At 50.4% G+C, this 21,348-nt stretch carries 26 protein-coding genes; all 26 read left to right on the top strand.

Features of this window, described 5'->3' with window-relative positions; genetic code table 11:
- Positions 1 to 6: 6 nt before the first annotated feature.
- The 26 genes from MHB80_RS17450 (at position 7) to aroH (ending at position 21,034) form a co-directional block, all read left to right on the top strand.
- Positions 7 to 1,041 (top strand): NAD(P)H-dependent glycerol-3-phosphate dehydrogenase, encoded by a 1,035-nt coding sequence (locus MHB80_RS17450; RefSeq protein ID WP_341278179.1) that lies wholly within the window; start codon positions 7 to 9, stop codon positions 1,039 to 1,041.
- Between the two features lie 102 nt (positions 1,042 to 1,143).
- Complete coding sequence (locus tag MHB80_RS17445) at positions 1,144 to 1,419, top strand: stage VI sporulation protein F (protein ID WP_341278178.1); 276 nt, start codon at positions 1,144 to 1,146, stop codon at positions 1,417 to 1,419.
- A gap of 151 nt (positions 1,420 to 1,570) precedes the next feature.
- Positions 1,571 to 1,750 (top strand): DUF2768 family protein, encoded by a 180-nt coding sequence (locus tag MHB80_RS17440; RefSeq protein WP_046232021.1) that lies wholly within the window; start codon positions 1,571 to 1,573, stop codon positions 1,748 to 1,750.
- Positions 1,751 to 1,804: 54 nt separating this feature from the next.
- A complete protein-coding gene (locus MHB80_RS17435) occupies positions 1,805 to 2,101 on the top strand; it encodes a 2Fe-2S iron-sulfur cluster-binding protein (RefSeq protein WP_341278177.1) in 297 nt (98 codons plus the stop codon).
- A 120-nt stretch (positions 2,102 to 2,221) separates the two neighbouring features.
- On the top strand, positions 2,222 to 2,836 hold the full coding sequence (locus MHB80_RS17430) for a hypothetical protein (protein ID WP_341278176.1): 615 nt from the start codon (positions 2,222 to 2,224) through the stop codon (positions 2,834 to 2,836).
- Positions 2,833 to 3,177 (top strand): 2Fe-2S iron-sulfur cluster-binding protein, encoded by a 345-nt coding sequence (locus tag MHB80_RS17425; protein ID WP_341278175.1) that lies wholly within the window; start codon positions 2,833 to 2,835, stop codon positions 3,175 to 3,177. The genes MHB80_RS17430 and MHB80_RS17425 overlap by 4 nt, the downstream gene beginning before the upstream one ends.
- 29 nt (positions 3,178 to 3,206) lie before the next feature.
- Complete coding sequence (locus MHB80_RS17420) at positions 3,207 to 3,965, top strand: hypothetical protein (RefSeq protein WP_341278174.1); 759 nt, start codon at positions 3,207 to 3,209, stop codon at positions 3,963 to 3,965.
- A gap of 305 nt (positions 3,966 to 4,270) precedes the next feature.
- Positions 4,271 to 5,749 carry a stage IV sporulation protein A gene (spoIVA, locus tag MHB80_RS17415; protein WP_341278173.1) on the top strand — a complete coding sequence of 493 codons (1,479 nt, stop codon included), beginning with the start codon at positions 4,271 to 4,273 and terminating at the stop codon, positions 5,747 to 5,749.
- Positions 5,750 to 6,031: 282 nt separating this feature from the next.
- Complete coding sequence (locus MHB80_RS17410; protein WP_341278172.1) at positions 6,032 to 7,156, top strand: sugar ABC transporter substrate-binding protein; 1,125 nt, start codon at positions 6,032 to 6,034, stop codon at positions 7,154 to 7,156.
- 49 nt (positions 7,157 to 7,205) lie between these two features.
- Positions 7,206 to 8,720, top strand: coding sequence for a sugar ABC transporter ATP-binding protein (locus MHB80_RS17405; protein WP_341278171.1), 1,515 nt, complete (start codon positions 7,206 to 7,208; stop codon positions 8,718 to 8,720).
- Positions 8,720 to 9,706, top strand: coding sequence for an ABC transporter permease (locus MHB80_RS17400; RefSeq protein ID WP_338551735.1), 987 nt, complete (start codon positions 8,720 to 8,722; stop codon positions 9,704 to 9,706). The genes MHB80_RS17405 and MHB80_RS17400 overlap by 1 nt, the downstream gene beginning before the upstream one ends.
- A gap of 183 nt (positions 9,707 to 9,889) precedes the next feature.
- Complete coding sequence (locus MHB80_RS17395; protein WP_046232030.1) at positions 9,890 to 10,165, top strand: HU family DNA-binding protein; 276 nt, start codon at positions 9,890 to 9,892, stop codon at positions 10,163 to 10,165.
- A 126-nt stretch (positions 10,166 to 10,291) separates the two neighbouring features.
- Entirely contained in the window at positions 10,292 to 10,513 is a 222-nt protein-coding gene (gene mtrB, locus MHB80_RS17390) for a trp RNA-binding attenuation protein MtrB (protein ID WP_341278170.1), read from the top strand.
- 298 nt (positions 10,514 to 10,811) lie between these two features.
- The gene (locus MHB80_RS17385; protein ID WP_341278169.1) at positions 10,812 to 11,435 is read left to right on the top strand and encodes a hypothetical protein; all 624 of its coding nucleotides are present in this window, start codon (positions 10,812 to 10,814) and stop codon (positions 11,433 to 11,435) included.
- Between the two features lie 142 nt (positions 11,436 to 11,577).
- On the top strand, positions 11,578 to 12,447 hold the full coding sequence (locus MHB80_RS17380; protein WP_341278168.1) for a heptaprenyl diphosphate synthase component 1: 870 nt from the start codon (positions 11,578 to 11,580) through the stop codon (positions 12,445 to 12,447).
- A 10-nt stretch (positions 12,448 to 12,457) separates the two neighbouring features.
- Entirely contained in the window at positions 12,458 to 13,174 is a 717-nt protein-coding gene (locus MHB80_RS17375; RefSeq protein WP_099519932.1) for a demethylmenaquinone methyltransferase, read from the top strand.
- Positions 13,171 to 14,046, top strand: a complete 876-nt coding sequence (locus MHB80_RS17370) for a UbiA-like polyprenyltransferase (RefSeq protein ID WP_341278167.1) — start codon at positions 13,171 to 13,173, stop codon at positions 14,044 to 14,046. The genes MHB80_RS17375 and MHB80_RS17370 overlap by 4 nt, the downstream gene beginning before the upstream one ends.
- Entirely contained in the window at positions 14,040 to 14,675 is a 636-nt protein-coding gene (locus tag MHB80_RS17365) for a UbiX family flavin prenyltransferase (RefSeq protein WP_341278166.1), read from the top strand. Before MHB80_RS17370 ends, MHB80_RS17365 begins: the two co-directional genes overlap by 7 nt.
- Positions 14,665 to 15,519 (top strand): menaquinone biosynthesis protein, encoded by an 855-nt coding sequence (locus MHB80_RS17360; RefSeq protein WP_341278165.1) that lies wholly within the window; start codon positions 14,665 to 14,667, stop codon positions 15,517 to 15,519. Before MHB80_RS17365 ends, MHB80_RS17360 begins: the two co-directional genes overlap by 11 nt.
- 8 nt (positions 15,520 to 15,527) lie before the next feature.
- Positions 15,528 to 16,502: a polyprenyl synthetase family protein gene (locus tag MHB80_RS17355; RefSeq protein ID WP_341278164.1), complete on the top strand. Its 975-nt coding sequence runs from the start codon at positions 15,528 to 15,530 to the stop codon at positions 16,500 to 16,502.
- A gap of 27 nt (positions 16,503 to 16,529) precedes the next feature.
- Complete coding sequence (ndk, locus tag MHB80_RS17350; RefSeq protein ID WP_341278163.1) at positions 16,530 to 16,973, top strand: nucleoside-diphosphate kinase; 444 nt, start codon at positions 16,530 to 16,532, stop codon at positions 16,971 to 16,973.
- A gap of 33 nt (positions 16,974 to 17,006) precedes the next feature.
- A complete protein-coding gene (locus tag MHB80_RS17345; protein ID WP_341278162.1) occupies positions 17,007 to 17,792 on the top strand; it encodes a protein-glutamate O-methyltransferase CheR in 786 nt (261 codons plus the stop codon).
- A gap of 66 nt (positions 17,793 to 17,858) precedes the next feature.
- A complete protein-coding gene (locus tag MHB80_RS17340) occupies positions 17,859 to 18,026 on the top strand; it encodes a hypothetical protein (RefSeq protein ID WP_341278161.1) in 168 nt (55 codons plus the stop codon).
- Between the two features lie 367 nt (positions 18,027 to 18,393).
- Entirely contained in the window at positions 18,394 to 19,563 is a 1,170-nt protein-coding gene (aroC, locus tag MHB80_RS17335; RefSeq protein ID WP_338551723.1) for a chorismate synthase, read from the top strand.
- Positions 19,564 to 19,566: 3 nt separating this feature from the next.
- A complete protein-coding gene (gene aroB / locus MHB80_RS17330; RefSeq protein WP_341278160.1) occupies positions 19,567 to 20,664 on the top strand; it encodes a 3-dehydroquinate synthase in 1,098 nt (365 codons plus the stop codon).
- A gap of 1 nt (position 20,665) precedes the next feature.
- A complete protein-coding gene (gene aroH, locus MHB80_RS17325) occupies positions 20,666 to 21,034 on the top strand; it encodes a chorismate mutase (protein ID WP_099519937.1) in 369 nt (122 codons plus the stop codon).
- The last annotated feature ends 314 nt before the right edge of the window (positions 21,035 to 21,348 follow it).

Below are 21,348 nucleotides of genomic sequence, written 5' to 3'. Positions count from 1 at the left end.
TCCAATATGGCAAAAGCAAAGTCTGAGCAAGCGCGCCGCGCTGCGGTGCTTGTAGCGGGAAGCTGGGGCACAGCGCTTGCTTCCGTTCTGGCTCGCAACGGCTATGAGGTGCTGCTGTGGACGCGTAATGCGGAGCAGGCAAGCAGCATCAATGAAAGCCGTATGAATGCTAAATATTTGCCAGGCGTAACGCTTCCGGATGGCCTTCGAGCAACGACCGATTTGCAGGAAGCGCTCAGCGGAGCGGAGCTTGCGCTGTTTGTTGCTCCATCCGGGGCGATGCGGGAAGTGGCGAAGCAGGCCGCTCCTTTTCTTGCAGCCGAGACGCTTTGCGTGCATGCAACGAAAGGGTTTGAAGCCGATACGCTTAAGCGGATGACGACGGTGCTTTCCGAAGAGCTGGGCCGTGCGCCTGAGCAAATTGTTGTGCTGTCTGGCCCGAGCCATGCGGAGGAAGTTATTAAACGTCAGCCGACAACCGTAGTTGTCGCTTCGGCAGACATGAAAGCAGCCGAGCAAGCACAGGATGCTTTCATGACCTCCGATTTTCGCGTTTATACGAATCCAGATGTCGTGGGCGTTGAGGTAGCTGGCGCGATTAAAAATATTATCGCGCTCGGTGCCGGCTTATCAGATGGGCTCGGCTTTGGCGATAACGCCAAGGCGGCGCTGCTTACGCGCGGGCTTGCAGAGATCGGACGCCTGGGCGCAGCCATGGGTGCCAATCCGCTCACCTTTGCTGGGCTAGCGGGGGTTGGCGACTTGGTTGTTACTTGTACGAGCCAGCACAGCCGCAACTGGCGTGCGGGGCATATGCTGGCGGATGGCACGCCGCTCGCCGAGGTGCTCACTAGGATGGGGATGGTCGTTGAAGGCGTGCGCACGACACGTGCCGCGTTTGAGCTGGCCAAGCGCTATGAGGTTGAGATGCCCATTACAGCACAACTGTACAAGGTGCTGTTCGAGGAGTTTTCGCCAAAGGCAGCGGTTGAGCATCTTATGGGCCGTCTAAAAACCCATGAGATTGAGAGTATCGGCTAAGACAGGCGCCTACACCAAACGATTGCCCGGCTCATATGATATCCCATCGGAGCTGAAGCTTAAGATCAACAAGCTGATGCGATTGCGATGGGAGGTAAAAGCATGGGGAAAAATATTTCAAAAGACGTGCTCGGCGCAATTAATAAAAAAACAGGCAAAAACATCTCCGAAAACTCGGTCAAGAAGCTGGCCAGCGGTGTAACGGATTCGACGATGCAGAACGAAGCCGAACTACGCAAGCTGATCAAGCAAGTGTCTGAGATGGCGAAGGTGCCTGTGGCAGAATCGACTATAAACGATATTGTCAAAGCCGTTAAGGCGACCGGCATGAATATGAACAGCATGGAATCGCTTGTCAAAATGATGATAAAGAAGTAACAAATCCTTATATTAGGGCAAAAGCGCAAAGCTTTGCTGCAGCGGAGCGATCCCGCTGCAGCTATTTTGCGCCTTTTGTCCTTTTTTGCAGTCAATGATATAATATGGGTTGCATTTATTACATTGGTGAAGAGTGGGAGAAGAGTCGACTATGGATGCTATGATGAAAATGTGGGTTTCGCTGATCGGCATCGGCTTAATGGCCATTTCGGCGGTAATCATTACATTTGCCCGGATTAAGACGAAGGGGATCGTTAAATTTATTTTATCGCTAATTGCTTTTGTTTTGCTGCTCATTGGTTTTATTTGCGGAGTCATTTCAATTATTTAACGGTTATACGAAAGGCATACATACATCCAGATAGAGAAGGGGACGGTTGCGCTTATGATTGAGCTTACGGGGAGAACGAGAACCGCGATTGTAGAAGCGGAGGACGGACTGTCGCTGCTGGACTTAGCGATGAAGCATGATGTGGATTTTGCTTTCTCCTGCACGCGTGGCACCTGTGCCCGATGTCGCTGTCAAGTGATCGAAGGAGCTAGCGGGCTCGAAGGAATAACGGATCAGGAATGGGATCGCATGGACCCGGAAGAGTTTGAAGAAGGCTATCGCCTTGCTTGCCAAGCGATTGTAAAGTCGGTCGATGTGAACATTAAAGCGGTTAATAAAACTTATTTTTAAAATACGAGCAGTTTTAAGTTTCACCTTGGCCGAATTGCCCCTCGTCATTTGCTGCTTTAACGAGTAGGTGAAGTTGATAGAGCAGCGCCGCCATTATTTTTGATAAAGGAAGTGCAAGTGATGAGCATTAGAAGACGAATCGAGCAAGCGCTGGCCTCCATCGCCCAACTGACAGCCGGAAGCGGTACCCCTTGGGTTGTTGGGGGCAGCGCAGGGCTTATGCTGAGAGGCGCGGCGCTGACCAGCGAACCTAGAGATTTGGATTTATACACCGATGAGGCTGACGTCGATCGTCTTCATGCCTTGCTTCAGCCATTTTCTACAGATATTCCAGTATTGGATGAGTCGGGCATATACCGTTCGAGGCTGAGCCACTATCTCATTGACGGCGTGACCGTTGAGCTTGTAGGCGGGTTTGTTGTGCGGGCACATGACAGCTGTTATGAGACGCAGGTGCGTTCGCTGCTGCTGCCATACGCAGAGCAGATAACGGTTGGTAAAGGCTCTGCTCTCGCTGCTACAGTGGCTGTTGTGCCGCTCGCTCATGAGCTATGGTTTAATGTGCTGCGTGATCGCCGAGATCGTTATGAGCTGATCATTGAAGCGTATTGCGAGGACGAAGCCCGCCATTCAGCAGCGCTTGAGCAGCTGGAAAGCCGCAATCAGCTGAGCACAGCACTGAAAGCGGAGGTGCGCCGCTGGATTGCGGAGCAGCGGGTAGGGCAGCTGATATGAGCGCCGAGGTGACGTTTCTGCCTGCTGGCAAAACAATCAAGGTACGCCCCGGTACGACGCTGCTGGACGCTGCAAAACAAGCGGGTATTGCGGTAAGAACGCGCTGCGATGGCAAAGCTGCTTGTTTTATGTGCAAAATGGAAGTAAAGCCGGGCAGCGAGCTGATGCCGATCGGCGATGTGGAACGGCGCAAGCTTGCAGGCTTGGAAGACGGCATGCGGCTTTCCTGCCAGGCGCGTGTGAAGGGCAAGGTACAGGCTGAAATTCCGATGGACCCGCTTCGCGCGGCGGTGCTTAAGCAGCTGGCGAGGCAGGCTGAGGAAGATGATAAGCTTTGGTAAGGCTTTGGAAGATAGGGGGACGCATTAAAATGTTTAATTTTGTGTTTGCGCATCCAATTAGCCGCGAGCTATGGGTGCGGAGGGCAGCGCTGCTGGCAACAGCCGCCGCTCTGCTGGTGTTAACCGGATGCATGTATCCGAATGATCGCCTATCGCAAAATCAAGGCGCTCCGAAAGAGGCAGTCCGGAATGTACAGGCTGCGATTGATGAGTATATGGCAGATACGGGTGTATTGCCCATTAAGAATAGCACGTCTGAAACGCCGTTATATGAGAAGTTCATCCTTGATTTCGTTCCGCTGCAAGGAAAAGGATATTTGGGCGATATTCCGTCAGCGGCGTTTGAGAAGGGCGGCAATTATTATTTTCTGATTACGGATGAAGAAACAGATCCTAAAGTTCGGCTGATGGATTTGCGCATTTATCAGCAGATCAACGATATTTCGAGCTGGGTGCAGGCGTATTCCACTGCTAATGCGGGCAAGCTGCCGAAAGGCGACGAGGCTTATCCGGGCTTTTACTACGTGGATTACAATTTGCTTGGCAAAAAAGCGCCTACGATTGTCAGCAGCTACTCCAGCTTGACGATGGCGGCAATGCTGGACGAGAAAGGCCAGGTTTATGCGGATTATGGCCCTGATCTGATGCAAGCGATCCAGAAGGATGGCAAAACGACCTTTGCGGCCGATTATGACCTGCGCCAGCTGTTGGTTGAGCGGGATGTTTTTGTCCCAGTAAAGGCGCCCGTCTATTATTGGGTGGACGGACAGCCGAAGGCGATATCGTAAATCTGTAATGATTTGATCTTCATAGATTCTGATAGTGGCGTCCTCCAAGCTTGATTCTTCGAGAATCGGTTTGGAGGATTTTTTGCTGTATTGGCATACTGCAGCTGTATTTTTCATATAACTCAATCTTGGAAGGGCAAGAGCGTGACTTAAGCTTTAAAAGAATTGATAACAATCGTCATAATTGGAGAGCTGGAACAATAGGATATTACTAGTCCTAAAAGCTGTACGAGTTGCGTCGCTGGCCTGCCCTCTTGTCCGGTGGAAGGCGGCGAACCGGGAAATCAATTGGGAGGGGATATTCAGTGGAGAAAGTAGACATTTTCAAGGACATAGCCGAACGTACCGGTGGGGATATTTACCTCGGTGTTGTAGGGGCTGTCCGCACGGGCAAATCAACGTTCATCAAGCGGTTCATGGAAACGGTGGTGCTCCCTAACATTACGAGTGAGGCTGATCGTGTACGAGCCGTAGACGAGCTGCCGCAAAGCGCCGCGGGCAAAACCATCATGACAACCGAGCCGAAATTTGTGCCAAACCAAGCGGTGAAATTGAAAGTAGCCGAAGGGCTGGAAGTAAACATGCGGCTGGTCGATTGTGTCGGCTATGCGGTGGAAGGCGCGAAAGGTTATGAGGATGAAAATGGGCCGCGGATGATTACAACACCGTGGTTCGATGATCCGATTCCTTTCCAGGAAGCAGCGGAAATCGGCACGCGCAAAGTCATCCAGGAGCATTCTACATTAGGCGTAGTCGTGACGACTGATGGTTCGATCGCAGAAATCCCGCGCAGCTCCTATGTAGAGGCCGAGGAGCGGGTCATCAGCGAGCTGAAGGAAGTAGGCAAGCCCTTTGTGCTGATTATTAACTCGACGCGTCCGCGCAGCGAGGAAGCGCTGCAGCTGCGCTCCGAGCTTCAAACGAAATATGATATTCCGGTCATTACGCTCAGCGTAGCAACGATGGGGGAAGAGGAAGTTATTTCGGTACTGCGGGAAGTGCTTTACGAGTTCCCTGTTCATGAAGTCAACGTGAATCTGCCAAGCTGGGTGATGGTGCTGAATGAAAATCACTGGCTGCGCAGCAACTATGAAAACTCGGTCCGCGATACGGTGAAGGATATTCGCCGTTTGCGGGATGTGGATCGGGTAGTAGCGCAGTTTATGGATTACGACTTTATCGCCAGGGCGGGACTCAGCGGCATGAACATGGGGCAGGGTGTAGCCGAGATCGACCTTTATGCGCCGGATGAGCTTTATGACCGGATTTTGATGGAAGTGGTCGGCGTAGAAATTCGCGGCAAAGATCATTTGCTCCAGCTGATGCAGGAATTTTCCCATGCGAAGCGGGAATATGACCGCTTCGCCGAAGCGCTGGAAATGGTCAAGGCGACTGGCTACGGCATTGCGGCTCCGACGCTTGCAGAGATGGCGCTGGAGGAGCCGGAGCTCATTCGCCAAGGCTCAAGATTCGGCGTAAGGCTGAAAGCGACTGCTCCATCTATCCATATGATCCGCGTCGATGTGGAATCGGAATTTGCGCCAATTATAGGCTCTGAGAAGCAGACCGAAGAGCTCGTAAGATATTTGATGCAGGATTTCGAGAGCGACCCGATCAAAATTTGGGAGTCCGACATTTTCGGCCGCTCGCTGCATTCCCTTGTAAGAGAAGGCATTCAGGGCAAAATTGCGATGATGCCGGACAACGCGCGCTACAAACTGCAGGAAACGCTGGGCCGCATTATTAACGAGGGGTCTGGTGGCCTGATCGCCATTATTTTGTAACGCTTCTAAACCTAGTTGAAAACAGCCGTTGCTTGAAAGGCCGATCAGGTCTTCAAGCAACGGCTGTTCTGCATTTGCGGCGGTTTGTGCTCAGGCGGCTGGGGCTTTGAAAATGAGGTTGCAATTTTTGAAAAGCGTTACTATAATGACAATTGTTGCGTCAATCGAGTTTTTTTGACAATATATTAAATTCCGATTGACATAGTGGGATAAAGTGATATGATTGCAAGGAAGCAATATACTGATGATGGTTGAGACATGAGATGGGGAGAGGGAAAGAACATGAAACAATGGGGTAAGCTTTCATTAACAATTTTTCTAGCTGCGGTACTACTGGTAATATCGGCTTGCGGAACGGCAAAAAACAATGCGCCTGCAGGTGAAGCATCGGCCTCGCCGACAGCATCAGCTGAAGCTACAGCAGACAATGCAGCTGGCGGAAGCAGCGATTTGGCCGCTTTAAAAGGTAAAAAACTTGCGCTCGTTATGCAATTTAATACAGGAACCTTTTCGTCCCAATATGTAGAAGGGGTGAAAGAGCAAGCCGGAAAATTTGGGGGAGAAGTAACGGTTTTCGCATCCGACAATGATTTGGCGAAAATGTCCTCAAACCTTGATGCAGCCATCAACCAAGGCTTTGACGGCATTTTGATTGACCATGGACAAGCTGCGGCGCTCGAAGCGGGAATTAAAAGAGCGAAAGAGCAAGGCATTTCTGTAGTCGTGTTCGATGCAGACGTGAAAGTGGATGGCGTGCCTGTATTGCAGCAGGATGACCAGAAAATGGCTGAAATTACGCTTGAGCAGCTCGCTAAAGATGCTGGCAGCAAAGGAAATATCGTTAAAGTATGGGTAGCAGGCTTTGCGCCAATGGAGCGCCGTCAAGTGGCCTACAAGCAGTTCCAAGAGAAATATCCTGACATTAAAGAAATTGCCGCTTTCGGTAATGCGAACAACCCAGCACTTGATACACAATCGCAGATGGAAGCGATTTTGCGCCAATACCCGAACAAAGGCGATATTACAGCGGTATGGGCGGCTTGGGATGAGTTCGCTAAAGGCGCTTCCCGTGCCATCCAGCAAGCTGGCCGTACAGAAATTAAAGTATACGGCATCGACATGAGCGATGAGGATCTGCAAATGATTCAAGACAAAACGAGCCCGTGGGTCGCTTCAGCAGCTGTTGATCCTAAAGATATCGGCCGTGTGCAAGTTCGTATTTTGTACAAAGAATTCAAAGGCGATGCGAATGAGCCTTTAGTCGTTCTGGAGCCGGTATACGTTCACCGTGATGCGTTGCCAGAAGCGAAAGTTAGCACTACGGAGCTTTCCGAGCATGTAAAAGGCTGGGGAAGCAGTTCGCAAGGTTATGAGGATTGGATGAAAGATTTGGAAGCATTGAAATAAGGGCTTGCCTTAAGCAATAGGCACATGCAGGGATGGAGAGATGCAAACGATGAGTGCAGACAAACAATTGCAAATGAAGGGAATCCGGAAAGCTTTTTCCGGCATTCCCGCTCTCCGGAATGTTGATTTTATCTTACAAAGCGGTGAGGTCCATGCGCTGCTTGGCGCCAATGGCGCGGGCAAAAGCACGCTGATGAAAATTTTATCAGGGGCCTACAGCCAGGATGAAGGAACCATTGTAATCGATGGCCAGCAAGTTCATATCAGTTCTCCAGGGGATGCCAAGTCATTGGGCATCCATTGTGTTTATCAGGAGGTTGATACCGCACTGGTTGCACAGCTAAGCGTAGTGGAGAATGTCATGCTGGATCGCATTTCGGCAAAAGGAAGCAAGGCGTGGTTGAACTGGGGCAAGCTGGAGAAGGAGGCAGAGGAAACTCTGGCTCGTTTAGGTGCGCGTATTCCCGTGCGGAGGAAGGCGGGAGAGCTGACGCTTGCGGAAAAACAGCTCGTATTAATTGCGCGCTTACTGACCGAGAAAGCTAAATATGTCATTTTTGATGAACCGACCGCCCCTTTGAGTTTGGAAGAAGCGGAGCGGTTATTCGGTGTTATAGCTCAGCTTAAGTCAGAAGGTATCGGCATCGTATTCATTTCTCACCGCCTGCCGGAAATATTTCAAATTTGCGATCGTGTCACCGTTATGCGTGATGGAGAGAGGATTGTTACCGAGGCTGCAGCGGCCATAACGATGCAGGATGTCGTCCACGCCATGCTCGGACGAGTGTTCGAGGAGGAGTATCCGAAGCTTGCTGCTGCAATTGGGAAGCCGCTTCTGAACGTTACCGGCATTCGTAGGGGCCATCAGGTTAAGGATGTAAGCTTTGATGTGAAGAGCGGTGAAATTGTCGCGATAGTCGGCCTTGTAGGAGCGGGGAAAACAGAGCTTTCCCGGCTGCTGTTCGGTGCAGACAAAGCGGATGGCGGTACGGTAAGCGTAAATGGACAGGCCGTCAATTTGGCTTCCCCAGCAGATGCTTTTAAAGGCGGGCTTGTGCTTGTGCCGGAGGAGCGCCGCAAGCAGGGGATTTTGGTAGAGGAATCGGTTAAAAATAATCTCAGCTTGCCGATTTTGAGCTTGCTATCCAAGCTCGGCTTTTTGTCAGGGAAGCGTGAGACGAATAATGCTGAAGCTGTAATTGGGCGGCTTGGGGTCAAAACCTCCTCACCGGAGCAAAAGGTCGCACATCTGAGCGGCGGGAACCAGCAGAAGGTGTCCATTGGCAAATGGCTGCCTACCGGCGCAAGCGTGTATTTGTTCGATGAGCCAACCAAGGGCGTTGACATTGGCGCCAAAAGCGATATTTTCAAAATTATCGGTACGCTCGCAACTCAAGGAAAAGCTATTGTGTATTTGACCTGCGAATTTGCCGAGGCGATCGGTATTGCCGACCGAATTATGGTTATGTGCGACGGGAAGCTCGTCAAGCAGTTTGGACGCGGTGAAGCGACGCAGGAGAAGCTGATGCTATATGCCAGCGGTGGAAGGGATGAAACGGTGTAATGGAGAAGTTTTCAAGCTTTTTATTTAAATATGGCTCGCTCATCGTTATTGCCATTGTCATTTTATTTTTCTCATTATGGGATGAGCATTTTTTCACTTATGCCAATCTTTCTGATATTTTGCGTTCGATTTCCATCGTGACCTTTGTTGCGATTGGCGTAACCTTTTCGCTGACGGTAGACGGCTTTGACTTGTCGGTTGGCTCGACGGTGTCACTGACAACGGTTGTAACCGCCGCTATGATGGTGTGGTTTCAGCAGCCGCTTATTGTTGTACTAATCGTGGCAATCGCGATCGGCGCCTTGGTAGGGCTGCTTAACGCGCTGCTCATCGTACGCATCCGAATTCCGGATCTGCTCGCTACGCTTGCCGTGATGTACATTGTAGCGGGTATTCACAAAACATATACGAAGGGTTACTCGATTTACAACAATATGCCAATGCCTGACGGTTCGACTGCGCCTGGCGTTTTCAACAGCTCCTTCCTGTGGCTGGGCCAAGGCAAAATCGGGCAAATTCCGGTACCTGTTATTTTGATGGTCATTGCTGTTATAGTCGTCCATCTGTTTTTCAAATACAGCAAATGGGGACGTCAAATGCAAACGACAGGCGGCAACGAAGAAGCAGCCCGCTTGTCCGGCATCCGCGTTCGCCGCATTCGTACAGCCGCCTATGTGGCTTCAGGGGTCTTCGCTGCGATTGGCGGGGTATTGTTCGCCGCACGTGTTGGAACGGGGCAAATTGACGCTGGAGCGCCTATGATGATGGAGGCCGTAGCGGCCGTATTTGTAGGTTATTCCGTGTTTGGCGCGGGCAAGCCGAATGTGATCGGTACTTTTTTTGGCGCGCTGCTGATTGGGGTGCTGCTCAACGGTTTGACCATGATGAAGGTGCAGTATTATTCCAATGATATTATCAAAGGTGTTGTGCTCGTTTTGGCGCTCGCCGTTACGTTCATTCATCTGAACAAACGCCGAAATGGGTAGCCTATTTTAATGAGAATCGTGAAAAAATGCGGAAACGCGCTGAAATACTTGAAATTGCCAAACGGCTGTATTACTATAGGTTTGGTAAATGCATAGAAAACTATGGCATGTATATTTTTAGGTGATTCCGTTAATAAGAGGGATAAGATGACTCTTCATTTGCCTAATAGGGAGGTGAAACGAATGAATAAAACGGATTTGATCAACAAGGTTGCTGAATTATCCGATCTGTCCAAGAAAGATGCGACTAAAGCAGTTGATGCAGTATTTGATGCCATCTCTGATGCGCTTCAAGGCGGCGACAAAGTCCAATTGGTTGGCTTTGGCAACTTCGAGGTTCGCGAGCGTCAAGCTCGTAAAGGACGCAATCCGCAAACCGGTTTGGAAATTGATATTCCGGCTAGCAAAATCCCGGCTTTCAAGCCAGGCAAATCGCTTAAGGATCTCGTATCCAACTAGCAGCAGCATTCGTTAAATCGGCGTCCGGACGTTAGCGTTCGGGCGCTTTTTAATAGATAAGCGTTTATAAGTGTGACACTTATAAACGACCTGTCTATCAGAGAGGAACGACAAGGGGGATGGAAAATGGAGCCGACAAACAGCGATTTTATCGTCATTAAGGCGAAGGATCAAGGGGTACAGGTTATTGGGCTGACCCGCGGACAAGATACGAAGTTTCATCACACCGAAAAGCTGGATCGCAACGAAGTGCTGATCGTGCAGTTCACGAACCATACTTCAGCCATCAAGGTGCGGGGAAAAGCGGTCATCATGACGAAGCATGGCCAAATAGAGACCGACCAATAGCGACCTGCCGCTCCCTTCTGCCTTGATGCAGGGCGGGAGTTTTTTTATGCGAAAACAGCCGCTCCAGGCATAGGCTGGACCAAATGTTTGTACAATGGGTATGAGGACATATTCGCGCGTACACACTTGGTATAAAAGGGCGAAACGAGCTTTTGTCACAAAGCTGGCAAAGCCGTTTACGCTTGAAATATAAGAATGATTGGGGTGTGTTGCCCATCATAAGGCTTATATTTCTACGCGAAACGAGCATTTGCCATTATTATGACAAAGCCGTTTACGCTTGAAAGGGGCGGTTATATTGCGCATGGCAAGGCCTTATTTGCTGTCGCTGGTTTTAGTGCTTGCGGTAATGGCGGGGCTTTCCCTGCTGCCAGATATGCGAAAGTCCGAATCGGGCGCGGAAGTGGCTGTATTTCGCCCATCTGCTGCAACAAGGCTGACGAACAGCAATCTTGTTGATATGATGATTGGCCTGCAGCTGGCTACGCCTATTATGCGGGTGGAGTGGGAAAATTCCCTGCTGACAGTGGAGTTTAAAGTGAAGGCGGGAAGAGAGCTGCCGGCAGAATGGACTCGCGATGTAGAGCAATTGCTGCGGTTGTCATTTGCCAGAATGGAAAATGTGAACCGAGTGCTGATCCGCTACGCTGTGCCAGCACATGAGGCAGCTTTACCAAGCAATGCAGGTTTGGCTGGAGGAGAGCGTACGGATCTAGCAGACAGCACGGTGAAATCACGGCTGCTGCTTGCGGCGGATATTCGGCGCACAGACAACTGGCTCGCAAGCCTTGGGGAGCTTGGCAGCGCTGATCCGCTGCATGATGAAATATGGCGGGAGAGGCTGCGGATGAGCTTCACATCGGAGTGGACGAAATGGTATGGGCCGGTGCCTACTTATTCTACCAGACCTGCTGCGGAGTAAAGGCTAATGGCCTGCTCCGACTTTCTCCTTGAAAAAATGCCAATCCTGTGGGCAGCTTCATATGCGCCTTACATAAAGTTGTGCTATAATAGTTTAGATTATTGAGCGGCAATATCTGCTTCTCTGTTCGGAGGCTTACCCCATGAAACCGTATCGTGTACCACAATTAGCGAAGAAGTACGTCGATTATGACATGATTCAAAACCATACGCAGCTTCCTGCTTTTCCCGATTCGCGTCTGCACCTGCTTCAAGCTTTCCTTAGCGAAACCCGCTCCTATGCGGAGAAGGCCGAGCTATTCGCGCTGGTGCTGTCTTTAGTGCAGCTAGGGCTGGATACGCATGATGAGATTGATGTAGAGGATGGAAGCCGCTCGGAGCGCGAGATGCGTTCAAGGCAGCTCAAGGTGCTTGCCGGCGATTATTTCAGCGGCCGTTTCTACCAACTGCTGGCACAAGCCGGAGAGATTGCAATGATAGCCAAGATCAGCCAGGCGGTATGCGAAGTCAACGGGCTCAAAATCACCCTTTATTTACGCATGCAGCAGGATGCCATTCAGGCTGACGATTATTTTAGCAGCATGGTCCAGCTGAAAAGTGGGCTGTTTCTTGCCTTTCAAGATTTGCTGGAAGGTACAGCAGCTCTTTATTGGACGGAGCTGCTCCACGCTTTAAGCTGCTGCGAGATTGTGCTGGAGGAGCTTGCGCGCTGCAAAGTGCCGGCGCGTTTTCACCAGAGCTGGGCCTACTGGCATGTTCTGCAGGTTGGTACGGATGAAGAGCAACTTGCGCTTGAAGGTCCGCAGATGGACGCTGGTTTCATTAGCGGCTTGTTTAACCAATATGATATTCATGCCAAGCTTGCTGTGCTGCTGCAGCAGGCTGTGGAAGATGTCCGGATGATTGCGGGCAAGCTGGAATCAGACAAGCTGATTCAGGAGCTGCAGCACATTTTGGACGCGGTGCTTTACAAGATTGCGGGTTTTGCTCCCGCTCTCAACGAGACGAGGTGACCTTAGACGAATGGATGCAAACTCCAAGGGGCATGTGCATGCAGTATTTGAAAACATCGCTCCCAAATATGATTTAATGAATGACCTGCTAAGCTTTCGGCGTCATAAGGCGTGGCGGAAGTTTACTATGCGTAAAATGAATGTACAGCGGGGCCAGACTGCGCTTGACTTGTGCTGTGGCACCTGCGACTGGACGATATCGCTAGCCCAGGCCAGCGAGAGCGGGGCCATAAGCGGACTTGATTTCAGCCAAAATATGCTGAATGTCGGCCATGAGAAAGTGAAGCAGCTTTCACTCGACAAGCAAATTACGCTTGTGCAGGGCAATGCGATGCAATTGCCTTATGAGGATAATTCTTTTGATTATGTAACGATTGGTTTCGGCCTGCGCAACGTACCCGATTATTTGCAGGTGCTTAAGGAAATGCACCGCGTCGTGAAGCCGGGCGGACAGGTCGTATGTCTGGAGCTTTCAAAACCGGGCTGGCAGCCATTCAAGGCCTTATATTATTTATATTTTGAACGGATTTTGCCAATGATCGGCAAGCTGGTAGCCAAGCGATTCCAGGAATATAAATGGCTGCCGGATTCATTAAAGCTTTTTCCTGACCTAAAGCAGCTGTCCGCACTGTTTGAAGAAGCAGGGCTTGAGCAGGTGAAAGGCTACCCGCTGACTGGAGGCATTGCTGCGCTGCATATAGGCATAAAGGAGAAGAAGCCAACATGATTCGCAAAATACGCATTATTCTTGAAATGATTAAATTTGAGCATACGATATTTGCGCTTCCTTTTGCTTTTATGGGAGCGATTCTGGGCGCTGTTGTCATGGAGCAGCGTCTTCCTTCTTGGGCGGAAATCGGCTGGGTTACACTTGCAATGGTAGGCGCCCGAAGCGCCGCGATGTGCCTTAATCGGCTCATTGATGCGGCGATTGATCTGCGCAACCCCCGCACAAGCAACCGGGCTATTCCGGCAGGCTTGCTGAAGTCAGCGGAGGTGCTTTTGTTTACGATTGTTTCCTTCGTGCTGCTCTTCGTTGCTGCGGCTAATCTGGCTCCGCTTGCGATGAAGCTGCTTCCAATTGCTGTCGTATTGCTGGTGCTCTACTCTTATACGAAGCGTTTTACTTGGTTGTGCCATGTTTTTCTGGGGCTAACGATCGGTTTGTCGCCGCTTGGCGGCTGGGTAGCCGTTACGGGTGGCTTTAACACGGCAGCATGGGTGTTCTACGTAACGATTGCGCTCTGGATTGCCGGTTTCGATATCGTCTATGCAACGCAGGATTATGAGTTTGACCGGAAGGAAGGCTTGAATTCCATTCCTGCCCGGTTTGGCGTAGCGAAGGCGCTGTGGATTGCCCGCAGTTTCCATATGGTGACGGCAGTAGGTTTTGTTACTTTGTTTATAATGACAAACTTGAGCTGGGTTTATTTGCTTGGAACGGTGCTTGCGATTGTTATGCTGTTCTATCAGCATTGGCTGGTGCGTCCAAACGATCTTTCCCGCGTTCAGCTTTCGTTTTTCGGAATGAATGGCACTTTAAGTGTCGTTTTGTTTTTGTTTGCGATTATTGATTTGATGGTATTGCACAAATGGTAGGGGGCGGAGCTGCTGGCGCAGCAGGCAGATGGGTAGTCGGAATAACCGGGGCGAGCGGCTCTATCTACGGCATTCGGCTGGCAGAGGAGCTGCTCAAAGCGGGCTTTGACGTCCATCTCGTTGTAACCGAGGCTGGCTGGAGAGTGCTTAAGGAAGAGCTGGGCTGGGTGTCGAGCCGCAGACAAGCTGCTGTCGAGCTGCATTTTGCAGAGGCAGTGCAGGCGAAGCGGCTTGTTTTGCATCCGAATGCAGATATTGGGGCTAGCATTGCCAGTGGCTCCTTCCGGGTACAGGGAATGGTCGTTGCGCCTTGCTCCATGGGTACGCTCGCTTCCATCGCTCACGGCATTTCCGATGATTTGCTGTCAAGGGCAGCAGACGTGATGCTCAAGGAAGGACGCAAGCTGCTGCTGCTGCCACGCGAGACACCGCTGCATGCGATTCATCTGGAAAACATGCTTAAGCTTGCAAAACTAGGCGTAACGATTGTTCCAGCTATGCCTGCCTTTTATTATAAGCCGCAATCGATGGATGACATGATTGATTTTCTGGTTGGCAAGTTATTAGACAGCATGGGAATTGAACATGCTTTGTTTACAAGATGGGGGGATGGGCCTGATGCTGACTAATGACAGCTTGCCCCTGATGATTGGAGAAATTGATTACGCGAATGCATGGCCGCTCTTTGTTGGTCTTGATCAGCGTCTTGATGCTTCTGAGCTGGGGCTGTGCTCTCGCATTCCGGCAGAGCTTAACCGCAAGCTGCGAGAAGGAGAGCTTCAGGCTTCGGCCGTCTCATCCTATGCTTACGGCTTAAACAGCAGAGACTACTTGCTGCTCCCTGAGCTATGCGTAGGATCGGAGGGCCGGGTTAATTCGGTTCTGCTGTTCCTTAAGCAGCCGATTGAGCGAGTGCGTCCACAGCGAATTGCGGTCACAACCGCTTCAGCCACTTCCGTTAATTTGCTCAAAATCCTTATGAAGCTTTATTACGATCTTGATGCGGAATATATTCCTGCTGAGCCGTCGCTTGACCAGATGCTTGAGGATGCGGATGGGGCGCTCATCATTGGCGACCCGGCTATACATGCTTCTTGGAGAAGTGAAGGGCTGCACATCATTGATCTTGGGGAGCTATGGCATCGCTGGACGGGTCTCGGCATGACCTTTGCGGTTGTGGCGGTTCATAAGGAAGCGGCAGCCGCCTTTCCACAGGAAATTCATGACTTGCATCAGGCGATGCTGGCGACTAAGCGTCACAATCTTGCCGACTTGTCCCCACTCGTGGACAAGGCTTGCAGCGAGCTTGGCGGCGAACGCTCGTATTGGCTGGACTATTTTACATGTCTGCAATATGATTTCGGACAGAAGCTGCGCGAGGGACTGGCGCTGTATTTCCGTTATGCGACACAATTAGGCCTGCTGGACCATGAGGCTCAGCTGGCGTTCTACGAAGACAATTCTGCCGAATAGGTGAAAGAATGAAACTATTAGATATGTACGCAAAATTAAAAGGCGATATAACGCAAATAGAGAAGGAGCTTGAACGCAGCGTCACTTTCGAGCATAAGCTGCTGAGCGAGGCATCCCTTCATCTGCTCAAGGCAGGCGGCAAAAGGCTGCGTCCTGTTTTTGTGCTGCTTGCAGGAAAGTTTGGGCGGTATAATCTGGAGGTCATGAAAAAAATCGCCGTGCCTCTTGAACTGATCCATATGGCCTCGCTTGTCCATGACGATGTAATTGATGATGCAGCTACCAGACGCGGCCAGCCTACGGTCAAGGCCAAATGGGATAATCGGGTCGCGATGTATACCGGAGATTATATTTTCGGCAGAGCGCTCGTTATCGCCACGGAACTCGGCAACCCGCAAATTCATCAGGTGCTGTCCAAGGCGATTGTACAAATGGGCATTGGCGAAATGGAGCAAATCCGTTATTTTTTCAATACGGACCAAACCATACGCCATTATTTGCTGCGCATCAGGCGCAAAACCGCATTGCTCATTGCAGTAAGCTGCCAGCTTGGAGCTATTGCAGCAGATGGGGACAGAGATACGGCAAACCGGCTGTATGAATATGGCTACAATGTGGGCATGGCGTTTCAAATTCGCGATGATTTGCTTGATTTGTTCGGAACCGAGAAGCAGATCGGCAAGCCGCCAGGCTCTGACATTAGACAGGGCAACATTACGCTGCCTGTTATTTTGGCTCTGCAGGATGAAGCAACCCGCGAGCGGCTGCTTGTGGAAATTGCCCGTATTCGCGAGCATAATGGCAATGTGGATACGCGAGATGCGATTGATTTGATCAAAAATAGCAAAGGCATTCATGTCGCTGAGCAGCTCGCAGCAAAGTATGTCGAGAAAGCTCTGGCTGCTTTGAAGGAATTGCCATCTATTCCGGCGAAGAAGAACTTATCCGATATCGCACATTTTGTCGGCAAACGCAATTATTAATCAAGATGCGAAAAGGAGCTGCTACAAGTGGAAAGAACTTTTTTGATGATTAAGCCTGACGGTGTTCAACGTGGCCTCATTGGTGAAATTATGTCGCGCTTTGAGCGTAAAGGGCTTCAATTGGTTGCAGCCAAGTTTATGACTGTAAGTCAGGAGCTTGCCCAAAAGCATTACGAGGAGCATGAAGGCAAGCCTTTTTATGAGCCGCTTCTAGCATTTATTACTTCTGGTCCCGTGTTTGCGATGGTTTGGCAAGGCGATAACGTCATTGCGCTAACCCGTGCTTTAATTGGCAAGACGAACGCAGTGGATGCGCTTCCAGGCACCATTCGCTCTGATTTTGCTGTACATACGAATTTTAATTTGATTCATGGCTCCGACTCGCCCGAAAATGCCGTGCGGGAAATTTCCATTTTCTTCACTCCTGAACAGCTTGTGGACTACGAACAAACGATGCAGCGCTGGGTTTAGCCAGTTGCGATACAAACGGAGGCTGAAGGCATAATGACGGACGATCGGGATTTTGCAACTTTTATCCAGAAGATGAGAGATAAGACCAACATTGATTTATCGCAATATAAGGAAGCACAGATGAAACGCAGGCTCACGACGCTGCGCATGAAGCATGGATTCCAGACTTTCGATGAATACTGGAGAAAGCTGGAGAATGACCGGACTTTGATGAATGAATTTCTCGACCGGATGACGATTAACGTCTCGGAGTTTTGGCGTAACCCGAATCGGTGGGAAGTGCTGAAAAATCAGTTTTTTCCAGAAATGCTGCAAAACAACAGCCGCCTGAAAATTTGGAGCGCGGCGTGCTCAACGGGCGAGGAGCCTTATACGCTCGCGATGATTTTGACGGAGATTGGCGCGATTGGCAAATCGTCGATTATGGCAACGGATCTGGATAATATCGTGCTGCAGAAGGCGCAGGAAGGCATTTATTTAGAGCGTTCGCTTAAGGATGTGCCGCCAGTATTCCGTCAAAAATATTTTGCTCCAGATCATGGGGCCTTTGCCGTATCGAATGATTTGAAAAAATCAATCCAGTTCAAGCAGCAAAATATGCTGCATGATACGTTTGACAGCGGATTCGACCTCATTGTATGCCGCAATGTTATGATTTATTTTACCGAGGACGCGAAGCGCATTTTGTACCACAAGTTTGCAAAAGCTTTGAAGCCGGGCGGCATTTTGTTCGTCGGCAGCACGGAACAGATTTTTTCGCCGGCCCAGTATGGCTTTGATACGGCGGATACGTTCTTTTACAGAAAAACGAGCAATTAATGTATATCGTCTTCCTTGTTCTCCTATACTAGTGGTAGTCAACACCATTTGGAGGCGGAACGAAAGATGGATAAACGCAAAGTGATTCAAGCCTATAAGCTTGGTTTTATATCGATTCAGGAGTGCGCTCAGATTTTGGGGCTGGACAGCGGCCAATTGCCGGGATTATTGAAAGCCCAGCAGTTCGCTTCCGATTACGCGGATTCGCAGAGCAAGCGCACGGTAAATAGCTGACGGAAGACCCATAGAGGGTCGTCGTTTGAAAAAGAGCAGGATCAGGTGCCCAATCAGGCCTCTGATCCTGCTTTTTTTTGACAAATAGGAAAGGATATGATTTTCCCATTCTTTCTCTATAGGTCTCGGACTGAAACGCGCCGCGCCGCCAGAGGACGGCTTTCGGCCGTTTACGCTTGAGATAAAAATGGCGTTTGGACGCGGATTGACGGTGCGCATTTCTTGTCAAACCCGCAAGGCTGTACTATAATGAGCAAAGATGTTTAGGGTAGCTGATGATAGCATGCGCCTAATAATCGGCAGAATGCGCACGCTTGCAGCGCCCCAGGCCATATTAGGTTGTTTGCGTTGAAGGAGGAGCTTTAGGTTGAGTTTACGATATTTGACAGCGGGGGAAACACATGGTCCCCAATTGACCGCCATTATTGAGGGTCTTCCTAGCAATTTAACCATTGATTTTGAGGAAATTAATTTTCAGCTTCACCGTCGCCAGAAAGGCCATGGCCGCGGTCGTCGCATGCAAATTGAGAAAGATACGGCAAACATTGTCGGCGGCGTTCGTCATGGTCGGACGACTGGCGCTCCTGTAGCGCTAATCGTTGAGAACAATGACTGGAAGCATTGGACAAGCGTAATGAACATCGCCCCGATCGAAGGCGGAGATGAAGAGAAGCGCCGGGTACACCGTCCGCGTCCTGGACATGCGGATTTGAACGGCGGTTTGAAATATAATTTGAAGGATCTTCGCAACGTACTGGAGCGCTCCAGTGCCCGCGAGACAGCAGCACGCGTAGCGGTGGGAGCGGTAGCACGTCAGCTTCTTGCTGAATTCGGCATTAAAGTAGGCGGACAGGTTATTCGCATTGGCGAGATTGAAGCGCCGGCAAACCAATTGCCGCTGGATGAGCTCATTCGCCTTACGGAAGAATCGCCTGTGCGCGTCGTTGATAAAGAAACCGAAGAGAAGATGACCGCGTACATTGACCAAATTAAAGCCGAAGGAGATTCCATCGGCGGCGTGGTTGAGTGCATTATTGAGGGCGTGCCAATTGGACTTGGAAGCCATGTGCAATGGGACCGCAAGCTGGATGCGCGCATCGCTGGTGCCGTCGTTTCGATTAATGCCTTCAAAGGCTGCGAAATCGGCATCGGCTTTGAAGCGGCGAAGCTGCGCGGCTCGCAGGTGCATGACGAGATTTTGTACACTGCACAGGAAGGTTATACGAGAGCGACGAACCGTCTGGGCGGATTCGAGGGCGGTATGACCAATGGCGAGCAAATCGTTGTCCGTGGCGTAATGAAGCCAATTCCAACGCTGTACAAGCCGCTTCGCAGCGTGGATATTGACACGAAAGAGCCATTCACAGCGCAAGTAGAACGTTCCGACAGCTGTGCAGTTCCGGCAGCTAGCGTTGTGATGGAGCATGTTGTGGCTTTTGAAGTAGCGAAAGCATTTCTTGAGAAGTTCGGCGGCGACTCCATTGAGGAAATCCGCTCGAACCTGAATCAATACCTAGAGCAAATAGGCAGGTATTAAAGGATGAGAGAGCTAACGGTTGATTTAGGCGAGCGCTCTTATCCAATCTATATCGGGGAGGGTCTCCTGCAGGAGGCTCCCTCTTTTTTCGAAAAGCATGGCATTAGCAAAAAATCTCCGCTGTTAATCATCTCGGATGACAAGGTGGCGCCCCATTATTTGGAGCCGCTTGCAAATGCGCTAAGCGCAGCAGGTTTCCAGCCGTCGACAGCAATCGTACCGTCGGGTGAAAGCTCGAAGTCTTTGGCGATGCTGGAGGATTTGGTTACTCATGCGCTGAAGGCTGGGCTTGACCGCAAGTCGGCGATCGTTGCCCTTGGCGGCGGCGTAGTTGGCGATTTGGCTGGTTTCGTAGCAGCGTCTTATATGCGCGGCGTGAAATTCATTCAAATTCCGACGACGATTTTGGCGCATGACAGCAGTGTTGGCGGCAAAGTGGCAGTCAACCACCCGCTGGCGAAAAATATTATCGGCGCTTTCCATCAACCGGAAATGGTGCTTTATGATTTGAATACGCTTCAGACGCTGCCGCCGCGTGACGTTTCTGCAGGCTTATCGGAAGTGGTCAAACACGGCTTCATCTGGGACGACGCTTTCGTGCAGTGGTGCGATGAAAACTCCGAGCGTCTGCTGGCGCTTGATCCAGAAGCACTCGGCTATGCCTTGTACAAGGGCTGCAGTGTAAAAGCGGCTGTCGTATCCAAGGATGAGCGCGAGAATGACCTGCGTGCGATTCTGAATTTGGGCCATACAATTGGACATGCGCTGGAGGCTGTAGCTGGCTATGGCGAGCTGCTTCATGGCGAGGCGATCTCCATCGGCATGATTGGCTCGGCCAAGCTTGGCCTACGTTATGGAGCGCCAGAGGACGTCTATACAACAACGAAGCGCGTGCTTGCGAAATGCGGGCTTCCGGTGAAGCTGCCGGAGCACTTCGATGTGGACGCGATTATGGAAGCGATGATGCATGACAAAAAGTTCAGCGAAAGCACTATGATTTTCGTAGTGCCGACGGCGATCGGCGAAGTGGAAATCAAGAAGGATGTACCGGCGTCATGGGTTCGGGAAATCGTGGAGGAATTGAAACAGGAGGCCGAGTAATATGAGCGTTAGGGGAATTCGCGGGGCAATTACCGTCGATACAAACGAGAAAGAGCCTATTTTAAAAGCAACACTTGAAATGCTGCATGCCATTGTCGCAGACAATGATGTTCAGCCTGACGATATTTGCAGCGTATTTATTACGGTGACGAATGATTTGGATGATGCGTTCCCTGCTGTGGCCATTCGCCAAATGAGCGGCTGGGAGCTTGTTCCACTCATGTGCGCGCTGGAAGTGCCAGTCAAGGGAAGCCTTGCACGCTGCATAAGGCTTATGGTTACCGTGAATACGGATAAAACGCAAGCCGAAATTAAACATGTGTACTTGGGAGGAGCCCAGGTGCTTCGTCCAGATTTAACGCAATCCTAATCTAATTGACGATCAGGCACAAGATGTTGTATATTGGATGAAGTAAATGAGACTAGTTGAGTAGCAAGTGAGCAGGTTTTAGTTGAAATTAGATGAGCAGAGCAGAGACGAGCATAGCCAAGTTGCGAATATAATGACTATAGAGCAGAGTGCGTAATTATGAAATAGATGATGTATAAGTTTAGCGCTTATAATCGCTTTCTATTTCATCGTGAGAAGAGCCTATCCATCTTATTAGATGGCGACAGCTGTTTTACGTTTACGAATGTACGTATGTGCAAGATGCTGCTATAGATTAATTTGCTGGCTGGCCT

The sequence above is a fragment of the Paenibacillus sp. FSL H8-0537 genome (assembly GCF_038051995.1).
Classification (GTDB): Bacteria; Bacillota; Bacilli; order Paenibacillales; family Paenibacillaceae; genus Pristimantibacillus.
Note: the sequence above shows the minus strand (reverse complement) of the source record. Positions and strands in the feature narration are given on the sequence as shown.